We start from the raw sequence: 23220 nt of genomic DNA, 5'->3' as shown, positions 1-23220 counted from the left end.
GGAGACGAAAAAAACGGGGCAGCTGCTCGAAAGCAGCCGCCCCGCCCGTCCCTCCGCACCGCCCGCCCCTCCGTCCCGTCAGACCGACGGCGCCCGGGGCACGATCACCGGCGCACCGTCGCCCGGCGCCGCGAGCACATGGCTGTCGATGTCGTACAGCGCCCGCACCAGCGGCGCGTCCACCACCTCGCGCGGCGGCCCGCAGGCCACCACCGCGCCGTCCCGCAGCGCGACCAGCAGGTCCGCGTAGCGGGCGGCCGCCGCGAGGTCGTGCAGCACCATGACCACCGTCCGCCCGCCCGCCGCGACCCGGCGGACCAGCTCCAGCACCTCCACCGCGTGCCCGAGGTCGAGCGCGCTGGTCGGCTCGTCGAGCAGGACCACCGGGGTGTCCTGGGCGAGCACCATGGCGAGCCAGCAGCGCTGGCGCTGGCCGCCGGAGAGCCGGTCGAGGCGACGGTCGGCGAGGTCCTCCACACCGGTGGCGCGCAGGGCCTCGGCGGTCAGCCGCTCGTCCTCCGCCGACCACTGGCGGAACAGCCCCTGGTGCGGATGGCGGCCGTAGCGGACCAGCCCGGCGACGGTGACCGCCTCCGGGGCCTGCGGGCTCTGCGGCAGCAGCGCGACCCGGTGGGCGGCCTGGCGCGGGCGCAGCCGCCACACGTCCTCGCCGCCGACCAGGACCCGCCCGCCGTCCGGGCGGTGCAGCCGCGCGACGGACCGCAGCAGGGTGGACTTCCCGCAGCCGTTCGGGCCGACCACCGCCACCACCTGTCCGGCCGGGACGGTGAGGTCGACGCCGCCGAGCACCGGGCGCCCCGGCCCGTAGCCGGCACTGAGCCCTTGGATGGTCAACTCCATGGCAGCTCCCCCTGGTTCGACGTGCGCTCAGTTGCCGCCGAGCGCCTTGGCGAAGTCGCCGATGACGACGTCGGCGGCGAGCGGGCCGCCCCGGGTGGACCAGACTGAGCCGTCCACGGTGACGGCGTGGTTGTTCTTCACCGCGCCCAGCTCCTGGTAGGCGGGCTTGGACTGGACGTCCTTGAGCGCGGCCTTGCCGTCGTCGGTCAGGGTGGACAGGAACAGCCAGTCGCCGTCGATCTCGTTGAGCTTCTCCAGGCTGAGCGCCGGGCTGTGCGCGTTGCCGTCCTTGTCCTGCGCGGCCGGGCGGGTCAGGCCCATGTCCAGGGCGACGCCACTGGCGAACTGCTTCTTCTCCATCCAGCTCGGGCCGGTGGGGTTCCAGCGCACGATGGAGACGGCGGCGCCCTTGTTCTTGGTGAGCTCGGCGCCCGCCTTGGCGGCCTTGGCGTCGTAGTCGCCGATCACCTTGTTGGCCTGGTCGAGCTTGTTGACGGCGTTGCCGATGCCGCGGAAGGCGAGCTTCCAGTCGTCGGTGGGCGCCATGGTGACCAGCGTGGCGGGGGTGATCTCGCGCAGCTGCTTGAGCACCTGCTCGTCCTGCATGTCGCCGGCCAGGATCAGGTCGGGCTTGGCGGCGATCACCTTGTCCATCACGGGCTGGAGCAGGTTCCCGACCACCGGGATCCCCTGCACCCTGTCCTTGAGGTACGCGGGCGGCTCGGCCAGCCCCTGGCCGTTGGTGATGCCGACCGGCTTGACGCCCAGGGCGAGCACCGCGTCCAGGTCCTCCTGGGTGAGGGTGACGATCCGCTTGGGCTCGGAGGGGACCTCGACGGCCTTGCCGGTGGCGTCCTTGACGGTCCGCTTGCCGCCGCTCCCGCCGCCCGCCGCGTCCGCCGCCGGGGACGCGGCCGCGGAGGAGCCCGAGGCACCCGAGGAGGACGAGGAACCGGAGGAGCCGCAGCCGGTGAGCAGGAGCGCGGCCGCCCCGGAGACGGCCAGCGCCTGGGCCGCACGGCGGCGGACGGGGCTGAGCGGGCGACGGGCGAACGGCATGGGTGCCTCCGGGCAACGGTGGTACGGAAGTTGAGCGGCGTCCGAGAAGTTCGACGGGACGGGGGTGCCCCACGGGACGAGCTCGGCCATTAGGTTAGCCTTACCTTATGACATTCTCGCAAGCCGGCGTCCGCGCGGCGCCCCCCGCCACCGCGCCGGATTCGCCGCCACCGGGCCGGCGGAGCCGTCGGCCCGAGGGTGCCCGCCCCACCTGGCCCGCCGTCACGGCGGCGGCGGTCCTCCTGCTCGCCCTCGCCGCACTCTCGCTGTCGGTCGGCGCCGGCGAGGTCGGCCCCGGGCGGGTGCTGGACTACCTGCTGAACCACGACGGCGCCCGCGCCGACGGCCGGCTCGCCCTCGTCGTCGGCGACCTGCGGCTGCCGCGCACCCTCACCGCCCTGCTGGTCGGCGCCGCGCTCGGCGTCGCCGGGGCGCAACTGCAGTCCGTCACCCGCAACCCGCTGGCCGAGACCGGCCTGCTCGGCGTCAACGCCGGCGCCTCGCTGGGCGTCGTGCTCGGCATCGCCGTGCTCGGCGTGCAGACCTCCTTCGGCTACCTCGCCTTCGCCTTCGGCGGCGCGGTGCTCGCCAGCACCGTGGTGCTGCTGGTCGCCAGCAGCCGGGGCGGCGGATCGCCGATGCGGCTGGTCCTCGCCGGCTCCGCCGTCGCGGCGATCTTCCGCGGGCTCACCGACGTGCTGATCGTCAACTCCCCCGAGGCGTACGAGCGGTACCGGGTATGGGTGCTCGGCTCGCTCGCCGGGGTGGAAGGCTGGACGACCCTGCGCCAGCTCGCCCCGGTGCTCGGCGCCGGGTTCCTGCTCGCCGCCCTCACCACCCGTCCGCTGACCGCGCTCGCCCTCGGCGACGACCTCGCCCGCGGCCTCGGCCACCGCCCCGGCGCCACCCGGGCCGCCGTCGCCGTCGCCGTCACCCTGCTGACCGCCTCGGCGGTCGCGCTGGCCGGGCCGATCGCCTTCCTCGGACTGCTCTCCGGCTTCCTCGCCCGCACCGTCGCCGGCCCCCGGATCGGCCGACTCACCCTGCTCGCCGCACTGTTCGGCGCCACCGTGCTGACCGGCGCGGACGTGCTCGCCCGGGTGGTGGCCCGACCCTTCGAGGCGCCGGTCTCGGTGATCGTCGCACTGATCGGCGCCCCGGCCCTGATCGCGATCGTCCGCTCCCGACACTCCGCCGCCCTGGCCATGGCCGACCCCGCCGAATCCGCGCCGGCCGCGGGACGCGGCGAACCTGCGCCGCCCAAGCCGGACTTGACCCTGCGGCACGGCACATGGTCGCTGCTGCTGCCGCGCCGGGCGTTGCTGGCCTCGCTCGGCCTGGCCGGCGCCCTACTGGCCGCCGTCGTGGTCTCGGCGCACGCCGGACAGAGCGAACTCGACCTCGCCCGCACCTTCCAGGCCGTGTTCGGCTACGGCGACCGGCTGGACGTCCTGCTGGTGCAGAAGTTCCGGCTCGGCCGGATCGTCGCCGGACTCGCCGCCGGCGCCGCCCTCGGCCTGGCCGGCTGCCTCACCCAGACCCTCGCCCGCAACCGCCTGGCCACCCCCGAACTCCTCGGCGTCAACGACGGCGCGACCGCCGCCGTGCTCATCTCCGCCAGCACCGCGGGCACCTTCGGCGCCTGGTGGGCCGGACCGCTCGGCGCGCTGATCGCCGTCCTGGTCGTCACCCTGGCCTCCGGCGGACTCGGCGCGCGCGGCTACCGGATCCTGGTGGTCGGGCTCGCCATGTCGGCGCTCGCCTCCGCCGTCATCCAGGTCGCGATGGCCCGGCGCTCGCTCAACTCGGCCGGATCGCTGTACATCTGGACCAACGGCAGCCTCAACGGACGCGACCTCGCCGTCGCCACGCCCGTCCTGATCGGACTCGCGGCACTGGTGCCGATCGCGCTGGCGGTGGCCCGGCGGCTGGCGGTGCTGCGCTTCGACGACAGCGTCGCCTCCGCACTCGGCGTCGACCCGGGCCGGGTCCGGCTCGCCTGCCTGCTGCTGGCCGTCGCCCTGGCCGGGCTGGCAGTCGGCGTCTGCGGGCCGGTCGGCTTCGTGGCCCTGGCCGCCCCGGTGATCGCCGGACGGCTGGCCGGGCCCGCACGGGTGCCCGTGCTCGGCTCCGCCCTGACCGGCGCCCTGCTCGTCGTGCTCGCCGACACCCTGGGCCGAGTGCTGTTCGCCGGGGTGGAGATCCCCGTCGGCATCGTCACCACCGTCCTCGGCGGTCCCTTCCTGCTCTGGGTGCTGCTCGGTCGCAAGGGCAGCCCCGCCTAAGCCTCTTGGAGTCACTGCTGTGGAAACCCCGCTCGTCGCCCTCTGCTCCGACGACCCCGCCTACCGCCTGGTCACCTTCACCCATCACAACGGCGACTGCGACGGCGTGCTCGCACTGCTGCACACCGTCACCGACAAGGACCGCCACGCCGGGGACCTGACACCGCATCTGATGGAGCGTCAGCCGGATGGGACGTGGGCGATCACCTACCGGCTGCGCGAGGACCACCGCGCCTCCTACCAGCTGTACCCGTTCCGCGGCGAGGCCCCCGGCACCACCCGGCCCGACTGGCTGCGCGTCCTCGACCAGGCCCGCCCCGACCCGTACGACACCGAACCCCGGCTGCCCGCCCGCGACGGCCGCCACCCCGCCTCGGTGCTCAGCCTGCCCGCCGCGCCCACACAGCCGTACGTCGCGCGGCGCGACGGCGTGCCGCGCGGACGGACGCTCGCCCACACGGTGGCCGGGCGGCGGGTCGACGTCCACCTCCCCGCCGGACACCGGGCGGACGGCGGCCCGTACCCGGTCGCGGTGCTGCTGGACGGCGAGATGTGGGGCGAGGTGCTGTCCGTCGGCGACACCCTCGACAACCTGACGGCCGACGGCGCCATCCCGCCCACCGTCACCCTGCTGGTGCACACCATGGGGCCGAAGCGCCCGGACGACCTGAGCTGCAACCCGGCCTTCATCGACCTCCTAGCCGACCGCCTGCTGCCCTGGGCCGCACAGGAGTTCGGCGCGAGCGGCGACCCGGCCGCCACCGTGATCGCCGGCCAGAGCGCGGGCGGCCTCACCGCCGCCTACGCCGCCTACCGCCGCCCGGAACGCTTCGGCAACGCACTCTCCCAATCCGGCTCCTTCTGGTGGCCCGACGAGACCGAGTTCGACGCGGGCAGCGAATGGCTGACCCGGCGCCTAGCCGCCGAGGAACGACGGCAGGCCCGCTTCTGGATCGAGGTCGGGCTCCAGGAGTGGATGCTCCTCGCCCAGAACCGCCACCTCCGCGACGTCCTCACGGCCCGCGGCTACGACCTCGCCTACCGCGAGTTCAACGGCGGCCACGACTACGCCTGCTGGCGCGGCGGCCTGGCCGACGGGCTCGCGCACCTGCTCGGGTCACCCGAGGGAATGGTTTCGGGCTGATTCGCATACCTCCAGGCCATCGGGCGTCTAGCGTCGAACTTCGCACCGATCGGCCTGGAGGTACCCCATGAACGCGCCCTCGTCCGCCGCGCCGCCGCCGATGTCGTGGAAGTACTGCGGCAATCAGATCAAGCTGTGGCGGACACGCGCGGGCGTCAGCCGCGAGGACCTGGCCACCGAGGCCGGGTACGGCATCGAAAGCCTGCGGTCGATGGAGGCCGGGCGGCGCAAGCCCTCGATGCACCTGCTGCAGGTAGCGGACGACATGTGCGACGCGAAGGGGATCCTGGTGGCGGGGGCGCAGTTCCTGCTACCCGAGAAGTATCCGTACTTCGCTGAGGAGTACATGCGTTACGAAGCCGAGGCCGTCGTCATCCACTGGTTCGAAACACTGCTGATTCCAGGACTCCTCCAGACCGAGGAAACAGCTCGAACGCTCCTCAACGCGCACTGGCCTCCGCTCGATGACAACACCATCGATGAGCGCGTTGCGGCGCGACTCGCACGCCAGACCGTACTCGCGACCCAAACGAAGTCGTTCAACTTCCTGATCGGTGAAACGCCGCTGCGGAACGTCCTCAGCAGCGGAGAAGCCCACAAGCGCCAGCTCCTTCACCTGCTGGCCGTCGGCAAAGCGCGCCACATCATCATTCAGGTCGTACCGGGCTCGGGTTCGCACCCGGGGTTGAACGGCCCCTTCATCCTGCTCGACAGCCCGGAGCACCAGCGGCTGGCGTACGAGGAAGGACAGGCGATGGGCCTGCTCCACTCAGAGCCGGAGAAGGTCGGCCTGCTGAGCCAACGCCATGCAATGATCCTTCAACGAGCCCTCAATCCCGAGGCCTCGACAGAATTCATCGCCAAGTTGGCGGAGGAGCTATGAACACCGAACTGGCCTGGTTCAAGTCCAGCCACAGCGGGACCGAAGGCGGCGCTTGCGTCGAGGTCGCTTCCACTCCGGGCACCGTTCATGTCCGCGACTCCAAGGACAAGAGCGGGCCCCAGCTCGCCTTCACCACCGAGGCCTGGGCCGACTTCGTCCAGCTCGCCCGAGACGTCACTCCTCTGGACCGCTGAATCCATCGCTCGTGCTAGCGTCCCCGGGGCGGTGCAGCGGCGCCGGCCCCGGACGAGACGTGCGCCGTACCCGGCCTGCCAAGACGACGCACTGTGGAGGCGTCATGGCCGCTGCCGGTGCACCGATCGCCCGTCCGCTGGACGTGCGGTGGATCCACGGTTCCCCGTCCGCCAAGCACAACACGGACCCGGACATCCAGGTCCACGAGTACGACGAGCACACCGTCATCCTGCGGCAGAACAAGGCGATCAACTACGAGGCCCCGTTCCTGTTCCTGCTCTTCGGGGCGGAGCGGGCGGTGCTGATCGACACCGGGGCGACGGCCGAGGCCGCGTACTTCCCGTTGCGCGCGACGGTCGACGCGCTGGTGGAGGCGTGGCTCGCCCGCAATCCCCGGGACGGCTACGGGCTGCTGGTGCTGCACACCCACCCGCACGGCGACCACGTCGCGGGCGACGGCCAGTTCGCCGACCGGCCCGCGACCACCCTGGTCGGTGCCGATCTGCCCACCGCCTGGCCGTACTTCGGCTTCGACCGGGACGAGGAGGCCGTGGCCCTGGTCGACCTGGGCGGCGGGCGGGTGCTGAAGTGCCTGGCCACGCCGGGGCACCACAAGGCGGCCGTCACGTACTACGACCCGTGGACGGGCTTCCTGCTCACCGGAGACACCGTCTATCCGGGGCGGCTGTACATCAACGACTGGCCGGCCTTCCGACGGACCGTCGAGCGGCTGGTGGCGTTCGCCGGGAGCCACCCGGTGACGTACGTGCTCGGCTGCCACATCGAGATGACCCGCGACCCGGGCGTCGACTACCCGATCCGCACTACCCACCAGCCCGACGAGCCTCCGCTCCAGCTCACCCCCGCCCACCTGGACCGCATCCGGGCGGCCGTCGCCGAACTCGGCGACCGGCCGCGCCGGTACCGGATGGACGACCTCATCCTCTGGCCTCACGAGTGAACGGGTGAACTCCCCGGGCCCCGCGGCCGATCAGTCCCGGTAGGGGACCAGCCGGGTCAGGTCCAGCTCGAATTCGAAGGGCGCGGGGATGCGGAGCTTCTCGCCGAACTCCCGTTCCGTCCGGGTGTGGTAGCGGTCGCGGTTGGGTTCGGAGAACAAGGTCACCGTCTTCTGCCGGGGGTCCACGATCAGGTAGAGCGGGAAGCCCATCCGCGGGTAGTCGCGGACCTTCCCGCTCCAGTCGTTGTCCGGGTTGGACGGCGAGACGATCTCGACCGCGATCAGCGCCAGGTCGGCGGGGATCTCGCGGCCCAGCTCGATGATGTCCTCGGGCAGGTAGGTGAGGTCCGGGTTGCGGACGGAACCGACCTCCGGCGAGAAGAGGTCGCTGTTCCCCGTCGGGAAGTAGCCGGAAGGACAGTGCGCCTCGAACTGGCGCTGGACGATCGCCAGGTTGAGCTGGTGAATCGATGACGGTGACGTCTGCATGACGATGATGTCACCGGACAGCTCGACCTTGTAGCCGTCCGGCAGGCTGCGACGGGCCTCTTCGAGCAGACGGTAGTGCTGAGGGTTCATGGGCTCTCCTCCGGTGCTCCGACCACCGTAGGGCAGTAGGAGCACCGGAGGACCACGGACCGCACCGGCGTCATTCCTCCGGGGGCGGGCCCGGGGCGTCGGCGGGGAGGCGGGCGGCCAGCAGCGCGCCGGCGGCGACCAGGGCGGCTGTCAGCAGGAGAGCGAGGCGGTACGGCCCGACACCCGTGCCGCCGCCGAGCGCACCGATCAGCGCGGCGGTGGCCGCGATGCCCAGCGCCCCGCCGAGGGTGCGCAGGATGGTGAACAGGCCCATCGCACGGCCCATGGCGGGCGGCGGGACATCGGCGAAGCCGGCGATCTGGACGGTGAGGACGGCGGTGCCCAGGATCAGGCCGACGCAGAACATCAACACCCGTACGGCCCACGGGTTCTCGGCGAACCCGAGGGAGGCGAGGACGACCGCCGCCAGCAGCAGGCCTGGCAGGGCGAGCCGGCGCGGGCCGAGCCGGGGCAGCAGGCGGTCGACCACCTGCGAGGCGGCCATCAGGCCGATCGCCTCGGGGAAGACGCTCAGCCCGGCGTCCAGGGCGGTGGCGCCGCGCGCCGCTTGGTAGAGCAGCGGCAGCACGAACAGCGCGCCCATCAGCCCGGCCGAGGTCAGCAGGGCGAGCCAGCTCGCCGCGCCGAAGGTCCGGTCGGCGAGCAGCCGCAGGTCCACCAGCGGTTCGGGGGCGCGGAGTTGGTGTCGTACGGCCGCCCCCAGCAGGGCCAGGCCGAGCAGTCCGCCGAGGGCCACGCCCGGGGAGGTCCAGCCGTGCGCCGGGCCGAAGCCGAGGGCGTAGGTCAGCAGGCCGAGGCCGGGCGTGGCGAGCAGGAAGCCGGTGGTGTCGAAGCGGCCGGCCGGAGGCTCCTCTTCGCCGCGCAGGCCGACCAGCCCGATGAGCACGGCGGCGACCCCGATCGGCACGTTGACCAGGAACAGCCAGTGCCAGGACAGGTGCTCGGTGAGGAGGCCGCCGAGCGGCGGCCCGAGAGCGGGCATCAGCGCGGTCGGGACGATCAGGATGCGGCCCAGGCCCGCCCGCTCGTGCGGGGCGAAGGCCCGGAACAGCAGCGTCATCCCGACCGGGGTGAGCAGGCCGCCGGCCACGCCCTGGACGGCCCGGGCCGCCGACAGCGTACCCAGACCGGGTGCCGCCGCGCAGAGCGCGGAGGCGAGCGTGAAGGCGGCGAGCGCGCCGAGGAAGACCCGCTTGACGCCGTACCGGTCGCCGAGCCAGCCGGCCACCGGCAGGCCGAGGGCGAGGCCGACCAGGAAGGCGGTCTCCACGGCGTTGGCCGCCGAGACGGGCCGGCCGAAGTCCTCGGCGATGCTGAACAGCGCCGGGTTGACGATCGTCGAGTCCAGGCCGTTCATGCACATCGCGGCCGTGTAGACGACCACCACGGCGGCGCGCCCCGCGAGCAGGGGGCGCGCCGGGGCCTCGGCGCCGGGGGTGGCGGGTGGGGTCACAGGGTGGTCCAGTTCGCGGTGATCCACTCCAGGGCGGCCGGGCGCTCGCACGGGCCGTGGGCGATGCTCCAGCCGGCCGGGACGGCGGCGAAGGCGGGCCACAGGGAGTGCTGTCCCTCGGGGTTGACGAGCGCGAGGAACTCGCCGTCGGCGTCGAAGGGGTTGGCGGGGGCGTCACTCATCGGTGGTCTTCTCCATCGTCGGTCTTCTTCGGGAGGTCGGCGAGGTGGTCGGCGATCACGCTCGCGATGTGCGCGATCGGGGCGGGCAGGGTCATGTCCTTGTGGGAGCAGGACACGTTCGTGTTGGCGATCCGACCGGACACGTACGGCTCCCAGAGCTCGGGCACCAGGGTGTCGTCGATGGTGTCGACGGTGGCGCGGAAGAACAGCACGTCGCCGTCGAAACGGCGGTGGTCGTAGCCGCGCACCAGGTGGTTGGTGTTGAGGTAGATCTCGTTCAGCGCGGCCACAGTGGCCTCGTCGAGCCCGGCGAGCGGACTGCCCTCGCGGCGCAACAGCTCGGTGACGGGGCCGAGTTCGAGCGGACGCCCGTCGAGGTCCTCCGGCCCGAAGCCACCCATGGTGAGCAGCGCCTCCAGCGCCTCGGCCCGGTCCGGGACGGGCAGCTCGCGGAACCCCTCGGCGGGGTAGGCGTCCAGGATCGCGAGCAGTTCCACGTCCTGGCCGAGTTCCTGGAGGCGGACGGCCACCGCGTGCGCGATGATCCCGCCGGTGGACCAGCCGAGCAGCCGGTACGGGCCCTCGGGCTGGACCTCGCGCAGCCGGTCGGCGTAGTGCGCGGCCAGCTCCTCCAGCGTCGCGGGCAGCGGGAGTCCGGCGGTGGCGGCGCCGACGCCCTGGGCCTGGAGGCCGTAGATCGGCACCTCGCCGGGCAGGTTGCGGATCAGTCCGGTGTAGCACCAGCTGAGGCCGCCGGCCGGGTGGACGGCGAACAGCGGGCGCTGCCGGCCGGGGGCGACCGGCCGCAGCGGGAGCAGCACGTCCAGGGCGTCGGCGCCGGGCGCGCCCGCGGCGAGGGCGGCATCCAGGGCGGCCACGGTGGACGCCTGGAACAGGGCGCCGATGCCGACCTCCAGTCCGAGCACCTCGCGGATCCGCCCGGCGAGGCGCACAACCAGCAGCGAGTGCCCGCCGAGCGCGAAGAAGTCGTCCTCGACGCCGACCGAGGCCACGCCCACCACCTCGGCGAACAGTTCGCACAGCTGCTGCTCGCGCGGGGTGCGCGGCGGGCGGCCGGCGCCCGCGGCGGGGGCCTCGGGGGCGGGCAGGGCCCGGCGGTCGAGCTTGCCGTTGGCGGTCAGCGGGAGGCGGTCGAGCAGGACGACGGCGGCGGGCACCATGTGGACGGGCAGTCCGGCGGCGGCGTGGGCGCGCAGCTCGTCCGGGGCGGCGCCGTCGGCCACCGCGTAGCCGACCAGCCGCTTGTCCCCCGGCATATCCTCCCGGACCACCACGGCGGCGTCGGCGACGGCCGGGTGCGCGGCCAGCACGGCCTCGATCTCGCCGAGTTCGATCCGGAAGCCGCGCAGCTTGACCTGCTGGTCGGCGCGGCCGAAGTACTCCAGCACGCCGTCGGCGCGACGCCGGGCGAGGTCCCCGGAGCGGTACATCCTGGTGCCGCGCTCGCCGAACAGCTCGGCGTACGGGTCGGCGACGAAGCGGGTCGCGGTCAGCTCGGGGCGGCCGAGGTAGCCGCGGGCCAGGCCCGCCCCGGCCACGTACATCTCGCCGGTGACGCCGGGCGGGACGGGCTGGAGGTGCTGGTCGAGGACGTAGACCCGCAGGTCGGGGATGTTGACGCCGATGGTGCTGCTGCTCCCGGCGGCGGCGCTCGCCCGGTCGAGGGCGATGTACGAGACGTGCACGGTGGTCTCGGTGATGCCGTACATGTTGACCAGCACCGGGGCGTCCTCGGCGTACCGGTCGTACCAGTCGTCCAGCCGGGCGAGTTCGAGCGCCTCGCCGCCGAACACCACGTAGCGCAGGGCGAGTTCGCTGCCGGGACGGTCCCGGTCGGCGGCACTGAGCTGGTAGAAGGCGGACGGCGTCTGGTTGAGCACGGTGACCCGCTCGCGGGCGAGCAGCTCCAGGAAGGCCGCCGGGTCCCGGCTGACCAGGTGCGGGACGACGACCAGCCGGCCGCCGTGCAGCAGGGCGCCCCACAGCTCCCAGACCGAGAAGTCGAAGGCGTAGGAGTGGAACAGCGTCCACACGTCCTCGGCTCCGAAGCCGAACCAGTGGTCGGTGGCGCCGAACAGCCGGACCACGTTGCGGTGGGTGACGGGCACGCCCTTGGGCCGGCCGGTGGAACCGGAGGTGTAGATGACGTAGGCGGTGTCCTCGGCCCGAAGCGGGCGGGTGCGCTCGTGCTGGGCCAGCGGGACGGCCGGGTGGCGCTCGGACTCCGGGCCGTCGACCAGGAGTTGGCGCACCTCGTGGGCGGGCAGCCGGGGCGCGGTGGCCCGGTCGGTGAGCAGGGCGGCGGGGGTGGCGTCGGCCAGCATGTAGGCGAGCCGGTCGGCCGGGTAGTCGGGGTCGAGCGGCAGGTACGCGGCGCCGGACTTGGCCACCGCCAGCAGGGCGACGACCAGTTCGATCGAGCGCGGCAGGGCGAGCGCGACGATGGTGCCGGGGCCGATGCCCTCGGCGGCGAGCAGCCGGGCCAGCCGGTCGGCGCGGGCCCCGAGTTCGGTGTAGTCGAGCTGCTCGCCCTGGTAACCGACCGCGACGGCGCGCGGGTTGGCGGCGGCCGCCGCCTCGAACAGCTCGGGCAGGGTGGCGTCCGAAGTCGTCTCCACCGACGGGCCGTTCCACTCGACCAGGGCGCGCCGCCGCTCCTCCTCGCCGATCAGCGGCAGCCGGCCGATCGGGGTGTCGGGGGCGCTCGCGGCAGCGGTGAGCAGCCTGGTCAGGCGCTCCGCGAGCGCGGCCGCGGTGGCGGCGTCGAAGAGGTCGGTGCGGTACTCCAGGAAGCCGCCGATGCCGCCGCCGGGCAGTTCGCCGGCGTTGAGGGTGAGGTCGAACTTGGCGGTACCGCTGGGGATCGCGGCGATGTCGGCGGTGAGGCCGCCGCCCAGGGCGATCCGCTCGTCCGGGCGGCTCTGCCAGGCGAGCATCACCTGGAACAGCGGGTGCCGGGCGAGCGAGCGGGCCGGGTTGAGCTCCTCGACCAGCCGGTCGAAGGGCAGTTCCGCGTTCTCGTGCGCGGCGAGCACGGTGGCGCGGACCCGGGCGAGCAGCTCCCGGAAGGTGGGGTCGCCGGACGTGTCGGTGCGCAGCACCAGCGAGTTGACGAAGTAGCCGACCAGTGCGGCGGTCCGCTCGTCCTCGCGGCCGGCCACCGGGGTGCCGACCGGGACGTCCGTGCCGGCGCCGTGCCGGGTGAGCAGGGCGGCGAGACCGGCCTGGACGGCCATGAAGACGGTGCTGCCGGCGGCCCGGGCCAGCCCGGCCAGGGCGCTGTGCGCCTCGGCGCCGAGCGCGAAGGGAACGGTGGCGCCCCGGTGGCCCGCCACGGCCGGGCGGGGGCGGTCGAGGGGCAGCTCCAGCTGGTCGGGCAGTCCGGCGAGCGCGGCACGCCAGTGCTCCGCCTGCCGGACGGCGAGCGCGCTGGGCGCCTCGGTGGTGCCGATCCGCTCCCGCTGCCAGGCCGCGTGGTCGGCGTACTGGACGGTGAGCCGCGGCAGTTCGGGGTCCAGTCCGGCGATCCTGGCGGTGTAGGCGGCGGCCAGGTCGCGCAGCAGCGGGGTGGTGGAGGCGCCGTCGCCCGCGATGTGGTGGAGCAGCAGGAGCAGGGTGTGCCGCTCCTCGCCGCCGGCGGGCGGGGTGGATCCGCCGGCCGCGGCGGGCCCGGTGAACAGCGTGGCGCGCAGCGGGGGTTCGGCGGTCAGGTCGAAGGCGTACCGGACGGCCTCGGCCAAGTCGCCGGTGCCGTCGTGGAGTTCGATGCCCGCAGCGGGCAGGATGCGCTGGTACGGGCTGCCGTCCGCCTCCTCCCCGTAGACGGTGCGCAGGACTTCGTGCCGGGCGACGAGGTCGCCGAGGGCGAGGGTGAGGGCGTGCCGGTCGAGCGGGCCGGTGAGGGTGAGCGCCAGCGGGATGTTGTAGGTCGGGCTGGGGCCTTCGAGGCGGTGCAGGAACCAGAGGCCACGCTGGGCGGGCGAGAGCGGCATCCGCTCGGTGCGCGGCACGGGCACCGGGACGGAACGCCGCTGCTCGGGCTCCGCGGCCGGGCCGGCCGCCCCGCCGAGCAGGGCCGCGAGGCCGGCCGGGGTCGACTGCCGGAACACGTCGGCGAACCCGACCGGGGCGGCGAAGGTGTCGCGCAGCCGGGCGGCCAGGCGGCCGGCGAGCAGCGAGTGGCCGCCGAGGTCGAAGAAGGAGGTGTCCCGGCCGGGCGCCTGCGGCAGACCGAGGACCTCGGCGAACAGGCCGCAGACCAGTTCCTCCTGGGGCGTGGCCGCCGCCGCGCCCTCGGTGGTGACGGCCGGCTCGGGCAGGGCGCGGTGGTCGAGCTTGTCGTGGGCGGTGCGCGGCAGTTCGTCCAGCAGCAGGACGGCCGCCGGGACCATGTGCGCGGGCAGCCGGGCGGCGAGCGCGGCGCGCAGCCCGTCCGGGTCGGGCCTGCTGCCGCTCTCCGGGACGGCGTAGCCGAGCAGCCGCTTGCCCTGCGGTCCGGGGCGGGCGATCACCACGGCCTGGGCGACGCCGGGCAGTTCGGCGAGGACGGCGGCGATCTCGCCGGGTTCGATCCGGAAGCCGCGGATCTTCACCTGGTCGTCGGCCCGGCCGAGGAACTCCAGGGTGCCGTCGGGGCGGCGCCGGGCGAGGTCGCCGGTGCGGTACATCCGGCCGCCGGGCGGGCCGAACGGGTCGGCGAGGAAGCGTTCGGCCGTGAGGTCGGGGCGGCCGAGGTAGCCGCGGGCCAGGCAGGCGCCGGCCACGTACAGCTCACCGGTGACGCCGTCGGGAGCGGGGCGCAGCGAGCCGTCCAGGACGTAGGCGCGCGAGCCGCGCACCACCCGGCCGCGCGGGGCGCCGTCCGGACCCGGGGTCCAGGCGTAGGCGTCGACGGTGGTCTCGGTCGGGCCGTAGAGGTCGACCGGGTGCAGACCGGGGACGGCGGCCAGGCGCTGCCAGAGGGCGGGCGGGGTGGCCTCGCCGCCGACCACGAGGACGGACGGGCGGTGCCGTCCCTCGTCCAGGATGCCTTCGGCGAGCAGGACTTCGAGGTAGGAGGGGGTGAGGTCGAGGTAGTCGATGCGCTCCCGGTCGAGGTGGGCGGCGAGCGCGGCCGGGTCGCGGTAGGTGGCGTCGTCCAGCAGGTGGAGCTCGTGGCCGTGGACCATCCAGAGCACCGGGTCCCAGGAGGCGTCGAAGGCGAAGGAGGCGCTGTGGGCGACGCGCAGCCGGTCCCGGCCGGTGCGGCGCACGGCGGGGGCGATGTGGTCCTCGCCGAGGCCGGCGTGCAGGTTGGCCAGCGAGGCGTGGGTGACCACCACGCCCTTGGGGCGGCCGGTGGAGCCCGAGGTGTGCAGCACGTAGGCGGGCTGGTCGAGTCGCGGGGCGGGCAGGGCAGGCACGGGCTCGCGGTCGGGCCCGGGCCCGCGGTCGGGGCCGGGCTCACCGCTGGGTGCGGACTCGCCGTCGGCCCCGGGCTCACCGCCGGACCCGGCGTCGGCCGGTTCCGGCCGGACGGTGGGCAGGCCGGCGGGCAGGTCGAGCCCGGCGAGGGCCTCGGCGGTGCCGACCGCGCAGACCGGGCGGGCGTCGGCCAGGACGGCGGCCAGGCGCTGCGCGGGGTGGGCGAGGTCGAGGGAGACGCAGGCGCCGCCCGCCTTGAGGACGGCGAGCATCGCGACCAGGGTGTCGGTGCCGCGCGGCAGGGCGATCGCGACCGGCGTCCCGGCCCGGACGCCCAGGGCGGTCAGGCGGTGGGCGAGCCGGTCGGCGGCGGCGTCGAGCTGCCGGTAGGTCAGCGCGCTCGAACCGGAGCGGACGGCGACGGCGTCCGGGGTGCGGGCGGCCCGGGCGGCGAACAGCTCGGGCACGGTCCGCTCGGCCGGGGGCTCGGTGCGGCCCTCGGTGGCGCGGCGCAGGCCGTCCGGGTCGAGCAGGTCGATCCGGGCGATCGGCGTCCGCGGGTCGGTGAGCAGCAGCTCGGCGAGGGCGTCGAGGTAGCGCAGCAGGCCGTCGCGGTGGGCGGCGACCGAGGCGGGCCCGTAGCGGGCCGGGTCGGCGTCGACGACCAGGCGCAGCGCGCCGTCCGGGCCGGGCGAGACGTTCAGGGCGAGGTCGTCCACCGGGCCGGCGGCGAGGTTGCGGACGGTGCCGGGCAGGCCGGCCAGGTCGAGGTCGCTCTCGAAGGCCTTGATGTTGACCATCGGGCCGAACAGGGCGCGGCGGTCGCCGGTGCGGCCGAGGTCGCGGCGCAGTTCCTCCAGCGGGTAGCGCTGGTGGCGGCGGACGGCGCGCAGCTCGCGGACCACGGCGCGCACCAGTGTCTCGGCGCTGTCGGCGGGGCGCACGGCGAGGCGCAGCGGGAGCACGTTGGCGGCGGCGACGGGGGTGCGCAGGGCGGCCGGCCCGCGCCGGTTGGCGAGCGGCAGGCCGAGGACCACGTCCTGGGCGCCGGTCAGGCGGTGCAGGTATCCGGCGGCGGCGGCGAGGAGCAGTTCGGCCCAGGTGGCGCGGACGGCGTCGGCGGCGCGCTCCAGGCGGTCGCGGGTGCCGGCGGGCAGGTCGGCGGTGAGGCGGACCGCCTCACCGGGCACGGCGTCCCGGTCGCCGGCGGCGGGCTCGGCGGGATTACCGGACCGGGCGGGCTCGGGGGTTCCCGGGAGGGCGGCCGGGGTGTCGGCGCCGGCCATCCGGGCGGACCAGTGGGCGCGGTCGGCCTCGTACTGCGCGCTCCCGCGGTACGCGGCCTCCTCGGCGGCGGCCTCGGCGAGTCCGGCGAAGGGGCTCGGGGCGGGTTCGGCTCCGGTGACGCGGGCGGCGTAGAGGGCGGCGATCCGCTCGCCGAGGAGGGTCAACGCGTAGGCGTCGACGGCGAGGTGGTGGATGCGGCGGTACCAGATCCGGCGGTCCTCGGCGAGGCGGATCAGCGCGTGGGTGAACAGCGGTCCCTCGGCGAGGTCGGCCGGGCGGGCGAGGTCGGCGCGCATCCAGGCCTCGGCCTCGGCGGCCGGGTCGGCGGCGGCCCGCAGGTCGAGGCGGTGCAGCGGCCAGCGGCGGCCGGGGCGCAGCCGCTGGCGCGGTGTGCCGTCCGGGCCGGTGACGACGACGGCGCTCAGCGCCTGGGCCTCGTCCACCGCCTGCCGCAGCGCCTGTTCGAACCGGTCCTCGTCGAGCGGGCCGGTGATCTCGACCGCGTCGCCGGTGTTGTAGACCGGGCTCGCGGGGTCGAGGGTCTGGGCGTACCAGATCGCGGCCTGGGCGGCGAGCAGGGGGACCTCGGCGGTCTGGCTGTCGGCGATCTGGGTTTCGACGGCAGGCATGGGGTGGAGAGCTCCTCGGGGATCCGGAACGCCTTACTTAGGTTAGCCTAATCTAACTTCATATGATCTGGTCAACGGCCCCGCACGGACGGGCCCCTGACAACCCGGAGACGCCACCCATGCCCCCGACCGAGCCGCCGACCACTCCCCCCGCCGAGGCCAAGCAGGCCGTGCACGACCGCGTCCACGCCCACCGGGCCGAGCTGCTCGCACTCAGCCGCCGCATCCACGCCCACCCCGAGACCGCCTTCGAGGAGCACCTCGCGGCCGCCTGGTGCGCCGAACTGCTGCGCGCACACGGCTACTCGGTCACCGCACCCGCCCACGGCCTGGCCACCGCCTTCGACGCGCGCCTCGGCAGCGGACCGGTCACCGTCGCGCTGGTCTGCGAGTACGACGCGCTGCCCGAACTCGGCCACGCCTGCGGGCACAACCTGATCGCCGCCGCCGGGATCGGCGCCGCACTCGGGCTCGCCCCGCACGCGGACCGGCTCGGGCTCACCGTCCGGGTGATCGGCGCCCCCGCCGAGGAACGCGGGGCCGGCAAGGCGCTGCTGCTGGAGGCCGGGGCGTTCGACGGGGTGGACGCCGCGATGATGGTCCACCCCTGCCCCGTCGAGATCGCCGACTTCCGCTCCTTCGCGCTCGGCACGCTGTCCGTCCGCTACACCGGACGCGCCGCCCACCCGAGCCTCGACCCCCACCGAGGGCGCAACGCCGCCGACGCGCTCACCGTCGCCCAGGTCGCGATCGGGCTGCTGCGCCAACAACTCCCGCCGCAGTGGCGGGTGCACGGCATCACCACGGCGGCCGGGACGGCGCCGAACCTGATCCCGGACAGCGCGAGCGCCGAGTACGAGATCCGGGCCTCGGCGGCGGAGGATCTCGCCGAGCTGCGCTCCCGGGTCGAGGACTGCTTCCGCGCCGGGGCGCTCGCCACCGGCTGCGAGGTGGAACTGACCCGGCCCGAGCCGGACTACCTGGACATGCGCTCCGACGCCCGGCTGCTGGCACTGTGGCGGGCCAACGCGGCGGCGCTCGGCCGGCCGGAACCGGTCGAGAGCGGACCCTTCGCCTGTACGGACATGGGGAACGTGTCGCACGCGGTGCCGTCCATCCATCCGGTGCTGGACATCACCGGCGGCGCCTGCGCCCCGCACGAGGCGGCCTTCGCCGAGGCGGCGCTGGGCGTGGAGGCGGAGCGGGCGGTGCTGGACGGCGCGGTGGCGATGGCGTGGACGGCGGTGGACCTGGCGGTCGGCCTGGCGGTGGACCCGGCGGCGCGTCCGGCGACCGAGGCTGCGGCGGGCGGGGTGCGCTGACGGACGGGGGCAGCCGACAACTTTCAGCGAACAGATGATGAAATCTGTCATCTGAACTCTGTTCGCTGAAAGTTGTCACCCGAGGTCCGTCGACTGCCGCACGCCGTAGCGCCCGGCCGCCCGCCCTCACCCGCCGAGCAGCACCCCCGGCGCCACCCGCACCGCCGTCACGCCCAGCTTCCGCACCAGCTCCCCGACCTCGCCCTCCTGCCACGGGTCGGCCAGCACCACGGCGGCACCCGTCCGCAGCGGCCACAGGTACTCCCAGAGCGGCAGGCCCAACTGGAGCACCCGGTCGCCCGGCCCGAGCGGGTGCTCGGCCTGGAGCTCGCGCACCCGGCGGTCCGCCTCGGCGTGGGTGAGCCGCACGGCGGTCGGGCGCCCGCCCGGGCCGTACCCGACGCAGAGCAGGTGGTGCGGGGTCAGCGCCCTGGGCGGGTCGGTGGGCAGCTCGCCGTCCGTCTCCAGCCCGGCCAACGCCCCCGGCACCCCCTCCCCCAGCACGCAGACCGGCGCGTTCTCCGCCAGCAGCCGCTCCCGCCGCCCGGGCGTGTCCGCCGGGTCCAGCGGGAGGTACGCCGCGCCCGACTTCGCCACCGCCAGCAGTGCCGTCAGCAGCTCCGCCGGACGCCGGAGGCCCGCCAGACCGACCACCGCGCCCGGGCGGGCCCCGCGGGCGGCCAGGGCTCGCGCCAGCCGGTTGGCCGCGGCGTTCAACTCCCGGTAGCTGACGGTCTCCCCGTCCGCGAGCACCAGCGCCGGCGCGTCCGGCGTCCGGGCCGCCTGCGCCTCGACCGGACCCACCGCGGTGGTCGCCGGGTACCGCACCGCACGCCGGGGCAGTGCGGGCAGCTCGGGCGCCGCCGACAGCACCGCCTCGCGGACCCCCGCCGTCGACAGCACCGCCGCCGCCGTCTCCGGCACCATCACCTCCGGCACCATCACGCCGCGCCCAGCAGTTCGGCCCAGGCCTCGATCGCCGGGCGCTCCGCGAGCTGGACGAACGCCACCTCGGCGCCCGCCTCCTGCCAGCGCCCGGCCAGGGTCATCAGCCGGATGGAGTCCAGCCCCCAGTCGACCAGGTTCTCGTCCAGCGGGATCTCCGCCGGGTCCTCGCCGAGCAGATCGGCGACCTCGGCCCGGATCCGCTCCACCGTGAAGCCCACGCCCGTCACTTCCCGCTCACCCCTTCGATTTCCGCAACAACCGCGACACCAGCGACGCCCGTGGCGCCCTGGACACCTGAAACGCCCTGGACATCCGAAGCGCCCGGGGCGGCCGGAGCGAGCGCCCCGAGCACGGCCTTCGCCGTGGTGACCGTCCCGCAGCGCCCGGCCACCCAGGCCAGCGCGCCGCGGTGCTCCTCCGGGCCGAAGTCGGCGACCGCGTCGGCCACCACGAAGGCCTGCACGTCCCGCATCCAGGCGTCGCACGCGGTGGCCTGCACGCCGATGTGCGCGTACACGCCGGTGATCACCAGCTGGTCCCGTCCCTGCTCGCGCAGCAGCTGCTCCAACTCGGTGCGCACGAAGGCGCTGTACTTCCACTTGGTGAGCACCGTGTCCACCGGTTCCGGGGCCACGGCCTCGGCGATCGCGGTGGCCCGCGGGTCGTCCGGGATGCCCGGGCCCCAGAAGTCCTGCTGCAGCCCGCGCTCGGCCGGGCTCTGCCCGCCGAGCTGCGCCGAGTACACGACGGGGACGCCGGCGGCGCGCGCCGCACCGGCCAACTCCGAGACGTTGTGCAGGAGTTCGGGCACCGGCGCGGCCTCGGCGTCGAAGGCGTCCAGGAAGTGGTTCTGCAGGTCGTGCACCAGCAGCACGGCGCGCGCCGGGTCCACCGTCCAGGAGACCCGGCTGGCGGGCAGCTCCTCGGCGGCGGGCATGGGATAGCGGGGAATGCGGGGCAGGCCCACGGTGGTGTTCCTTAGCTAGACGTGGCGGTGTGGGGGGCAACGGGCGGTCGGCGGGCGGTCGGCAGCCGATCCGCGGGCGCTCGGCGGCCGATCGGCGGGCGGTCAGCGGCCGGTCAGCGAAGCCGCGATCGCGGCGCGCAGGTCCTTCTTGCTGACCTTCCCGATCCCGGTGGCCGGGAAGGCGGCGACGAACTCGACCCGGTCCGGCACCTTGTACTCGGCGAGCCCGCGTTGCCGCACGAACCTCTTCAACTCGACGCTCTTCGGCGGGTTTTCGCGGTGCCCGGCACGCAGCACCACGTAGGCGCAGGTGCGCTCGCCCAGGTACGGGTCGGGCATCGACACCACCGCCGCGTCGTGCACCGCGGGGTGCGCGAGCAGGTGGTTCTCGATCTCCTCGGCGGCGACCTTCTCGCCGCCCCGGTTGATCTGGTCCTTGGCCCGGCCCTCGACCACCAGGTGGCCGGTCGGGGTGCGCCGGACCAGGTCCCCGGTGCGGTAGAACCCGTCCGCGGTGAAGGAGCCGGCGTTGTGCTCGGGCGCGTTCCAGTAGCCGCGGATGGTGTACGGCCCGCGGGTGAGCAGGTGGCCGGTGGCGCCGTCGGGCAGGTCCCGGTCCTGGTCGTCCACCACCCGGACCTCGTCGTCCGGCGAGATCGGCCGGCCCTGGGTGGTGGTGATCAGCTCCTCCGGGTCGTCCAAGCGGGTGTAGTTGACCAGTCCCTCGGCCATCCCGAACACCTGCTGGAGCGTGCAGCCCAGCACCGGCCGCACCCTCCGGGCGGCCTCCTCGCTGAACTTGGCGCCGCCGACCAGCAGTACCTCCAGGCTCTCGTACCCGCGGGCGCCGCGCTCGGCGGCGTCCAGCCAGAGCAGTGCGAGCGGCGGCACCAGCCCGGTGATGGTCACGCTCTCGCGCTCGATCAGCGGGAAGGCCGTCTCCGGGGCGGGCTGCGGGCAGAGCACCACGCGGCCGCCGGCGTACAGCGTGCCGAGCGAACCCGGTGAGCTGAGCGGGAAGTTGTGCGCGGCGGGCAGCACGCACAGGTACACGCTGTCCCGGTCCTGCCCGCAGAGCTCGACCGACCCGCGCAGCGAGTAGATGTAGTCGTCGTGGGTGCGCGGGATCAGCTTCGGCACGCCGGTGCTGCCGCCGGAGAGCTGGAGGAAGGCGACGTCGCCGGGCCCGGGTTCCCCGCCGAAGGCCTCCGGTCCGGGACCGTCGCAGGGCACGTCCGCGAGCCGGACGTGCTCGCCCGGATCCTCGCCGGCCACCAGTACCAGCCGCAGCGCGGGGTTCTCCGCCTGCACCCGGGTGGCGAGTTCGCGGTAGTCGTGACCGCCTTCGACGGCCGGCACCACATAGGCGACCGCCCCGGTGAAGGAGCAGAAGTACCCGATCTCGGCGTACCGGTGGGCGGGCAGCGCGAAGACCGGCAGCGCGCCGATCCGGAACAGCGCGAAGACGACCTCGAAGAACTCGGCGGCGTTGGGCAGTTGGACCACCACCCGGTCGCCGGCCCGGATGCCGCGGGCGAGCAGCCCGGCGGCCATCCGATCGGCCCGGAGGTCGAGTTCGGCGTACGTCCAGCGCCGCTCGGCGGCCGCCACCGAGTGACCGCCCGGGTCGACGACGGCGATCCGCCCGCCGTGCGCGGCGGCGCGTTCGCGCAGCATCCGCCCGAAGGTCTCGCCGCGCCAGTACCCGGCGTCCCGGTAGCGCTCGGCGAACTCGGCGGGGTACGGGGTGAAGCCTGCCCGTGCGGTCTCCAGCGGCGTCACCGGGCCACCCCCGCGGCGTCCAGGAAGGTGCGGAACTTGGCGCTGGTCTCGGCGAGTTCGGCCTCCGGCCGGGACTGCTCGACCACGCCCGCGCCGGCGTACACCCGCAGCGTCCGCTCCTGCGCCTCGGCGCAGCGGATGGTGACCACCCACTCGCCGTCGCCGGTCGCGTCCTCCCAGCCGACCATGCCGGTGTAGAGGCCGCGGTCGAAGGGCTCGACCTCGCCGATCACCCGGCGTGCGACGTCGGTCGGCGTGCCGCAGACCGCCGGGGTGGGGTGCAGTGCGCAGGCCAGTTCCAGGGCGGAGACCGCGGGGTCGGCCAGCTCGCCGCGGATCGTGGTGGCCAGGTGCCACATCGCGGCCGTCCGTACCAGGGTGGGCCGTTCGGGCACTTCGAGGGTGCGGCAGTACGGCGCCAGCGCCTCGCGGATGGCGTCCACCACGACGGCGTGCTCGTGCAGGTCCTTGGGCGACTCCAGCAGCGCGGCGGCGCGCCTGACGTCCTCGCCGAGGTCCTCGCTGCGCGGGACCGAGCCGGCCAGCGGGTTGGCGAGCACGGCCGTTCCCCGCCGGGAGAGCAGGAGTTCGGGGCTGGCGCCGATCAGGGTGCGGCCGCCGCCGGACGGGACGGCGAAGGTGTAACCGCCCGGGTCGCGCCGGGCCAGCCGCTGCAGGATGGCGGGCAGGTCGAGCGGCTCGGCGGCGCTCAGCTCCAGCGTCCGGGCCAGTACCACCTTGCTCAACTCCCCGCCGCGCAGCCGCTCGACGGCCGCCGCGACACCGGCGCCGTACGCCTCCGGCGCGGGCACCGGGGCGATCCGCCAGTCGATCCGCTCGGCCGCCGGCGCGGGCAGCGCGATCAGCGGGTCGTCGCGCAGCGCCCCGGCGGTGCGGACCCGGGCGGGCACGGCGAGTTCGACCCGGCTGTCCCGGTCGAACGCCACCGCGCCGACCACCAGCGGCCGTTCGACCCCGTCCCGGCCCGCCCCGGCCAGCGTCTCGGCGACCCGCACCGGCAGCGGCCGCCCGTCCTGGGGCACCCGGGCGTGCACACCGGAGCCGAGCAGGGTGCGGGTCGGCGAGGCGAAGAACGCCTCGTCGGAGCCGGCCCGGTACTGGCCGAGCAGTCCGCTGGCCGCGCCGATGACGGCGTGGTCCGGACCCTCGGCGAGGGCGGTCGCCGGGGCGTCGGGCCCGGCGGGTATCGGCCCGGCAGGGGCGTGGTGCACCGTGGT

The 23220-nt window shown here is 74.8% G+C and carries 16 protein-coding genes, 1 pseudogene and 1 riboswitch; of the genes and pseudogenes, 6 read left to right on the top strand and 11 right to left on the bottom strand.

Features of this window, described 5'->3' with window-relative positions; translation table 11 throughout:
* Positions 1 to 78: 78 nt before the first annotated feature.
* Together ACFVVA_RS33410 and ACFVVA_RS33405 are read right to left on the bottom strand one after the other, a co-directional pair.
* Positions 79 to 861, bottom strand: a complete 783-nt coding sequence (locus ACFVVA_RS33410) for an ABC transporter ATP-binding protein (RefSeq protein WP_380537831.1) — start codon at positions 859 to 861, stop codon at positions 79 to 81.
* Positions 862 to 888: 27 nt separating this feature from the next.
* Positions 889 to 1920 (bottom strand): ABC transporter substrate-binding protein, encoded by a 1032-nt coding sequence (locus tag ACFVVA_RS33405; protein WP_387694489.1) that lies wholly within the window; start codon positions 1918 to 1920, stop codon positions 889 to 891.
* 107 nt (positions 1921 to 2027) lie between these two features.
* Between ACFVVA_RS33405 and fhuB the strand changes: the two genes are divergently transcribed.
* The 5 genes from fhuB (at position 2028) to ACFVVA_RS33380 (ending at position 7388) form a co-directional block, all read left to right on the top strand.
* On the top strand, positions 2028 to 4205 hold the full coding sequence (fhuB, locus tag ACFVVA_RS33400) for a Fe(3+)-hydroxamate ABC transporter permease FhuB (RefSeq protein WP_387694488.1): 2178 nt from the start codon (positions 2028 to 2030) through the stop codon (positions 4203 to 4205).
* A gap of 19 nt (positions 4206 to 4224) precedes the next feature.
* A complete protein-coding gene (fes, locus tag ACFVVA_RS33395; protein WP_387694487.1) occupies positions 4225 to 5349 on the top strand; it encodes an enterochelin esterase in 1125 nt (374 codons plus the stop codon).
* 67 nt (positions 5350 to 5416) lie between these two features.
* On the top strand, positions 5417 to 6232 hold the full coding sequence (locus ACFVVA_RS33390) for a Scr1 family TA system antitoxin-like transcriptional regulator (RefSeq protein WP_387694486.1): 816 nt from the start codon (positions 5417 to 5419) through the stop codon (positions 6230 to 6232).
* The gene (locus ACFVVA_RS33385; protein ID WP_387694485.1) at positions 6229 to 6426 is read left to right on the top strand and encodes a DUF397 domain-containing protein; all 198 of its coding nucleotides are present in this window, start codon (positions 6229 to 6231) and stop codon (positions 6424 to 6426) included. The genes ACFVVA_RS33390 and ACFVVA_RS33385 overlap by 4 nt, the downstream gene beginning before the upstream one ends.
* A 25-nt stretch (positions 6427 to 6451) precedes the next feature.
* Positions 6452 to 6519: riboswitch (guanidine-III (ykkC-III) riboswitch) on the top strand.
* 11 nt (positions 6520 to 6530) lie between these two features.
* A complete protein-coding gene (locus ACFVVA_RS33380; RefSeq protein WP_387694484.1) occupies positions 6531 to 7388 on the top strand; it encodes an MBL fold metallo-hydrolase in 858 nt (285 codons plus the stop codon).
* 30 nt (positions 7389 to 7418) lie between these two features.
* On the opposite strand, the gene ACFVVA_RS33375 is transcribed toward ACFVVA_RS33380, so the two are convergent.
* The 4 genes from ACFVVA_RS33375 to ACFVVA_RS33360 all read right to left on the bottom strand — a co-directional run bounded on the left by ACFVVA_RS33375 (position 7419) and on the right by ACFVVA_RS33360 (position 16963).
* Entirely contained in the window at positions 7419 to 7967 is a 549-nt protein-coding gene (locus ACFVVA_RS33375; RefSeq protein WP_387694483.1) for a Uma2 family endonuclease, read from the bottom strand.
* Between the two features lie 70 nt (positions 7968 to 8037).
* On the bottom strand, positions 8038 to 9441 hold the full coding sequence (locus tag ACFVVA_RS33370) for a DHA2 family efflux MFS transporter permease subunit (RefSeq protein ID WP_387694482.1): 1404 nt from the start codon (positions 9439 to 9441) through the stop codon (positions 8038 to 8040).
* Positions 9438 to 9623 (bottom strand): MbtH family protein, encoded by a 186-nt coding sequence (locus ACFVVA_RS33365; RefSeq protein WP_359904308.1) that lies wholly within the window; start codon positions 9621 to 9623, stop codon positions 9438 to 9440. The genes ACFVVA_RS33370 and ACFVVA_RS33365 overlap by 4 nt, the downstream gene beginning before the upstream one ends.
* Positions 9620 to 16963: an amino acid adenylation domain-containing protein gene (locus tag ACFVVA_RS33360; RefSeq protein ID WP_387694481.1), complete on the bottom strand. Its 7344-nt coding sequence runs from the start codon at positions 16961 to 16963 to the stop codon at positions 9620 to 9622. The genes ACFVVA_RS33365 and ACFVVA_RS33360 overlap by 4 nt, the downstream gene beginning before the upstream one ends.
* 119 nt (positions 16964 to 17082) lie before the next feature.
* Here ACFVVA_RS33360 and ACFVVA_RS33355 point away from each other — a divergent pair, with 119 nt between their 5' ends.
* Complete coding sequence (locus ACFVVA_RS33355) at positions 17083 to 18285, top strand: M20 family metallopeptidase (RefSeq protein WP_387694480.1); 1203 nt, start codon at positions 17083 to 17085, stop codon at positions 18283 to 18285.
* 126 nt (positions 18286 to 18411) lie between these two features.
* Here ACFVVA_RS33355 and ACFVVA_RS33350 read toward each other — a convergent pair whose 3' ends face one another.
* The 5 genes and pseudogenes from ACFVVA_RS33350 to dhbC form a co-directional block, all read right to left on the bottom strand.
* Positions 18412 to 19212: an AMP-binding protein gene (locus ACFVVA_RS33350; RefSeq protein ID WP_387694522.1), complete on the bottom strand. Its 801-nt coding sequence runs from the start codon at positions 19210 to 19212 to the stop codon at positions 18412 to 18414.
* Positions 19213 to 19226: 14 nt separating this feature from the next.
* Positions 19227 to 19460, bottom strand: coding sequence for a phosphopantetheine-binding protein (locus ACFVVA_RS33345; protein ID WP_380348422.1), 234 nt, complete (start codon positions 19458 to 19460; stop codon positions 19227 to 19229).
* Positions 19461 to 19582: 122 nt separating this feature from the next.
* Positions 19583 to 20200 (bottom strand): annotated as a pseudogene (locus ACFVVA_RS33340) (isochorismatase family protein); the annotation flags it as partial.
* 102 nt (positions 20201 to 20302) lie between these two features.
* Positions 20303 to 21982, bottom strand: a complete 1680-nt coding sequence (locus tag ACFVVA_RS33335; RefSeq protein WP_387694479.1) for a (2,3-dihydroxybenzoyl)adenylate synthase — start codon at positions 21980 to 21982, stop codon at positions 20303 to 20305.
* On the bottom strand, positions 21979 to 23190 hold the full coding sequence (dhbC, locus tag ACFVVA_RS33330; RefSeq protein ID WP_387694521.1) for an isochorismate synthase DhbC: 1212 nt from the start codon (positions 23188 to 23190) through the stop codon (positions 21979 to 21981). The genes ACFVVA_RS33335 and dhbC overlap by 4 nt, the downstream gene beginning before the upstream one ends.
* Positions 23191 to 23220: the final 30 nt, after the last annotated feature.

This window comes from Kitasatospora sp. NPDC058048 (assembly GCF_042885555.1).
GTDB lineage: Bacteria > Actinomycetota > Actinomycetes > Streptomycetales > Streptomycetaceae > Kitasatospora > Kitasatospora lactacystinica.
Note: the sequence above shows the minus strand (reverse complement) of the source record. Positions and strands in the feature narration are given on the sequence as shown.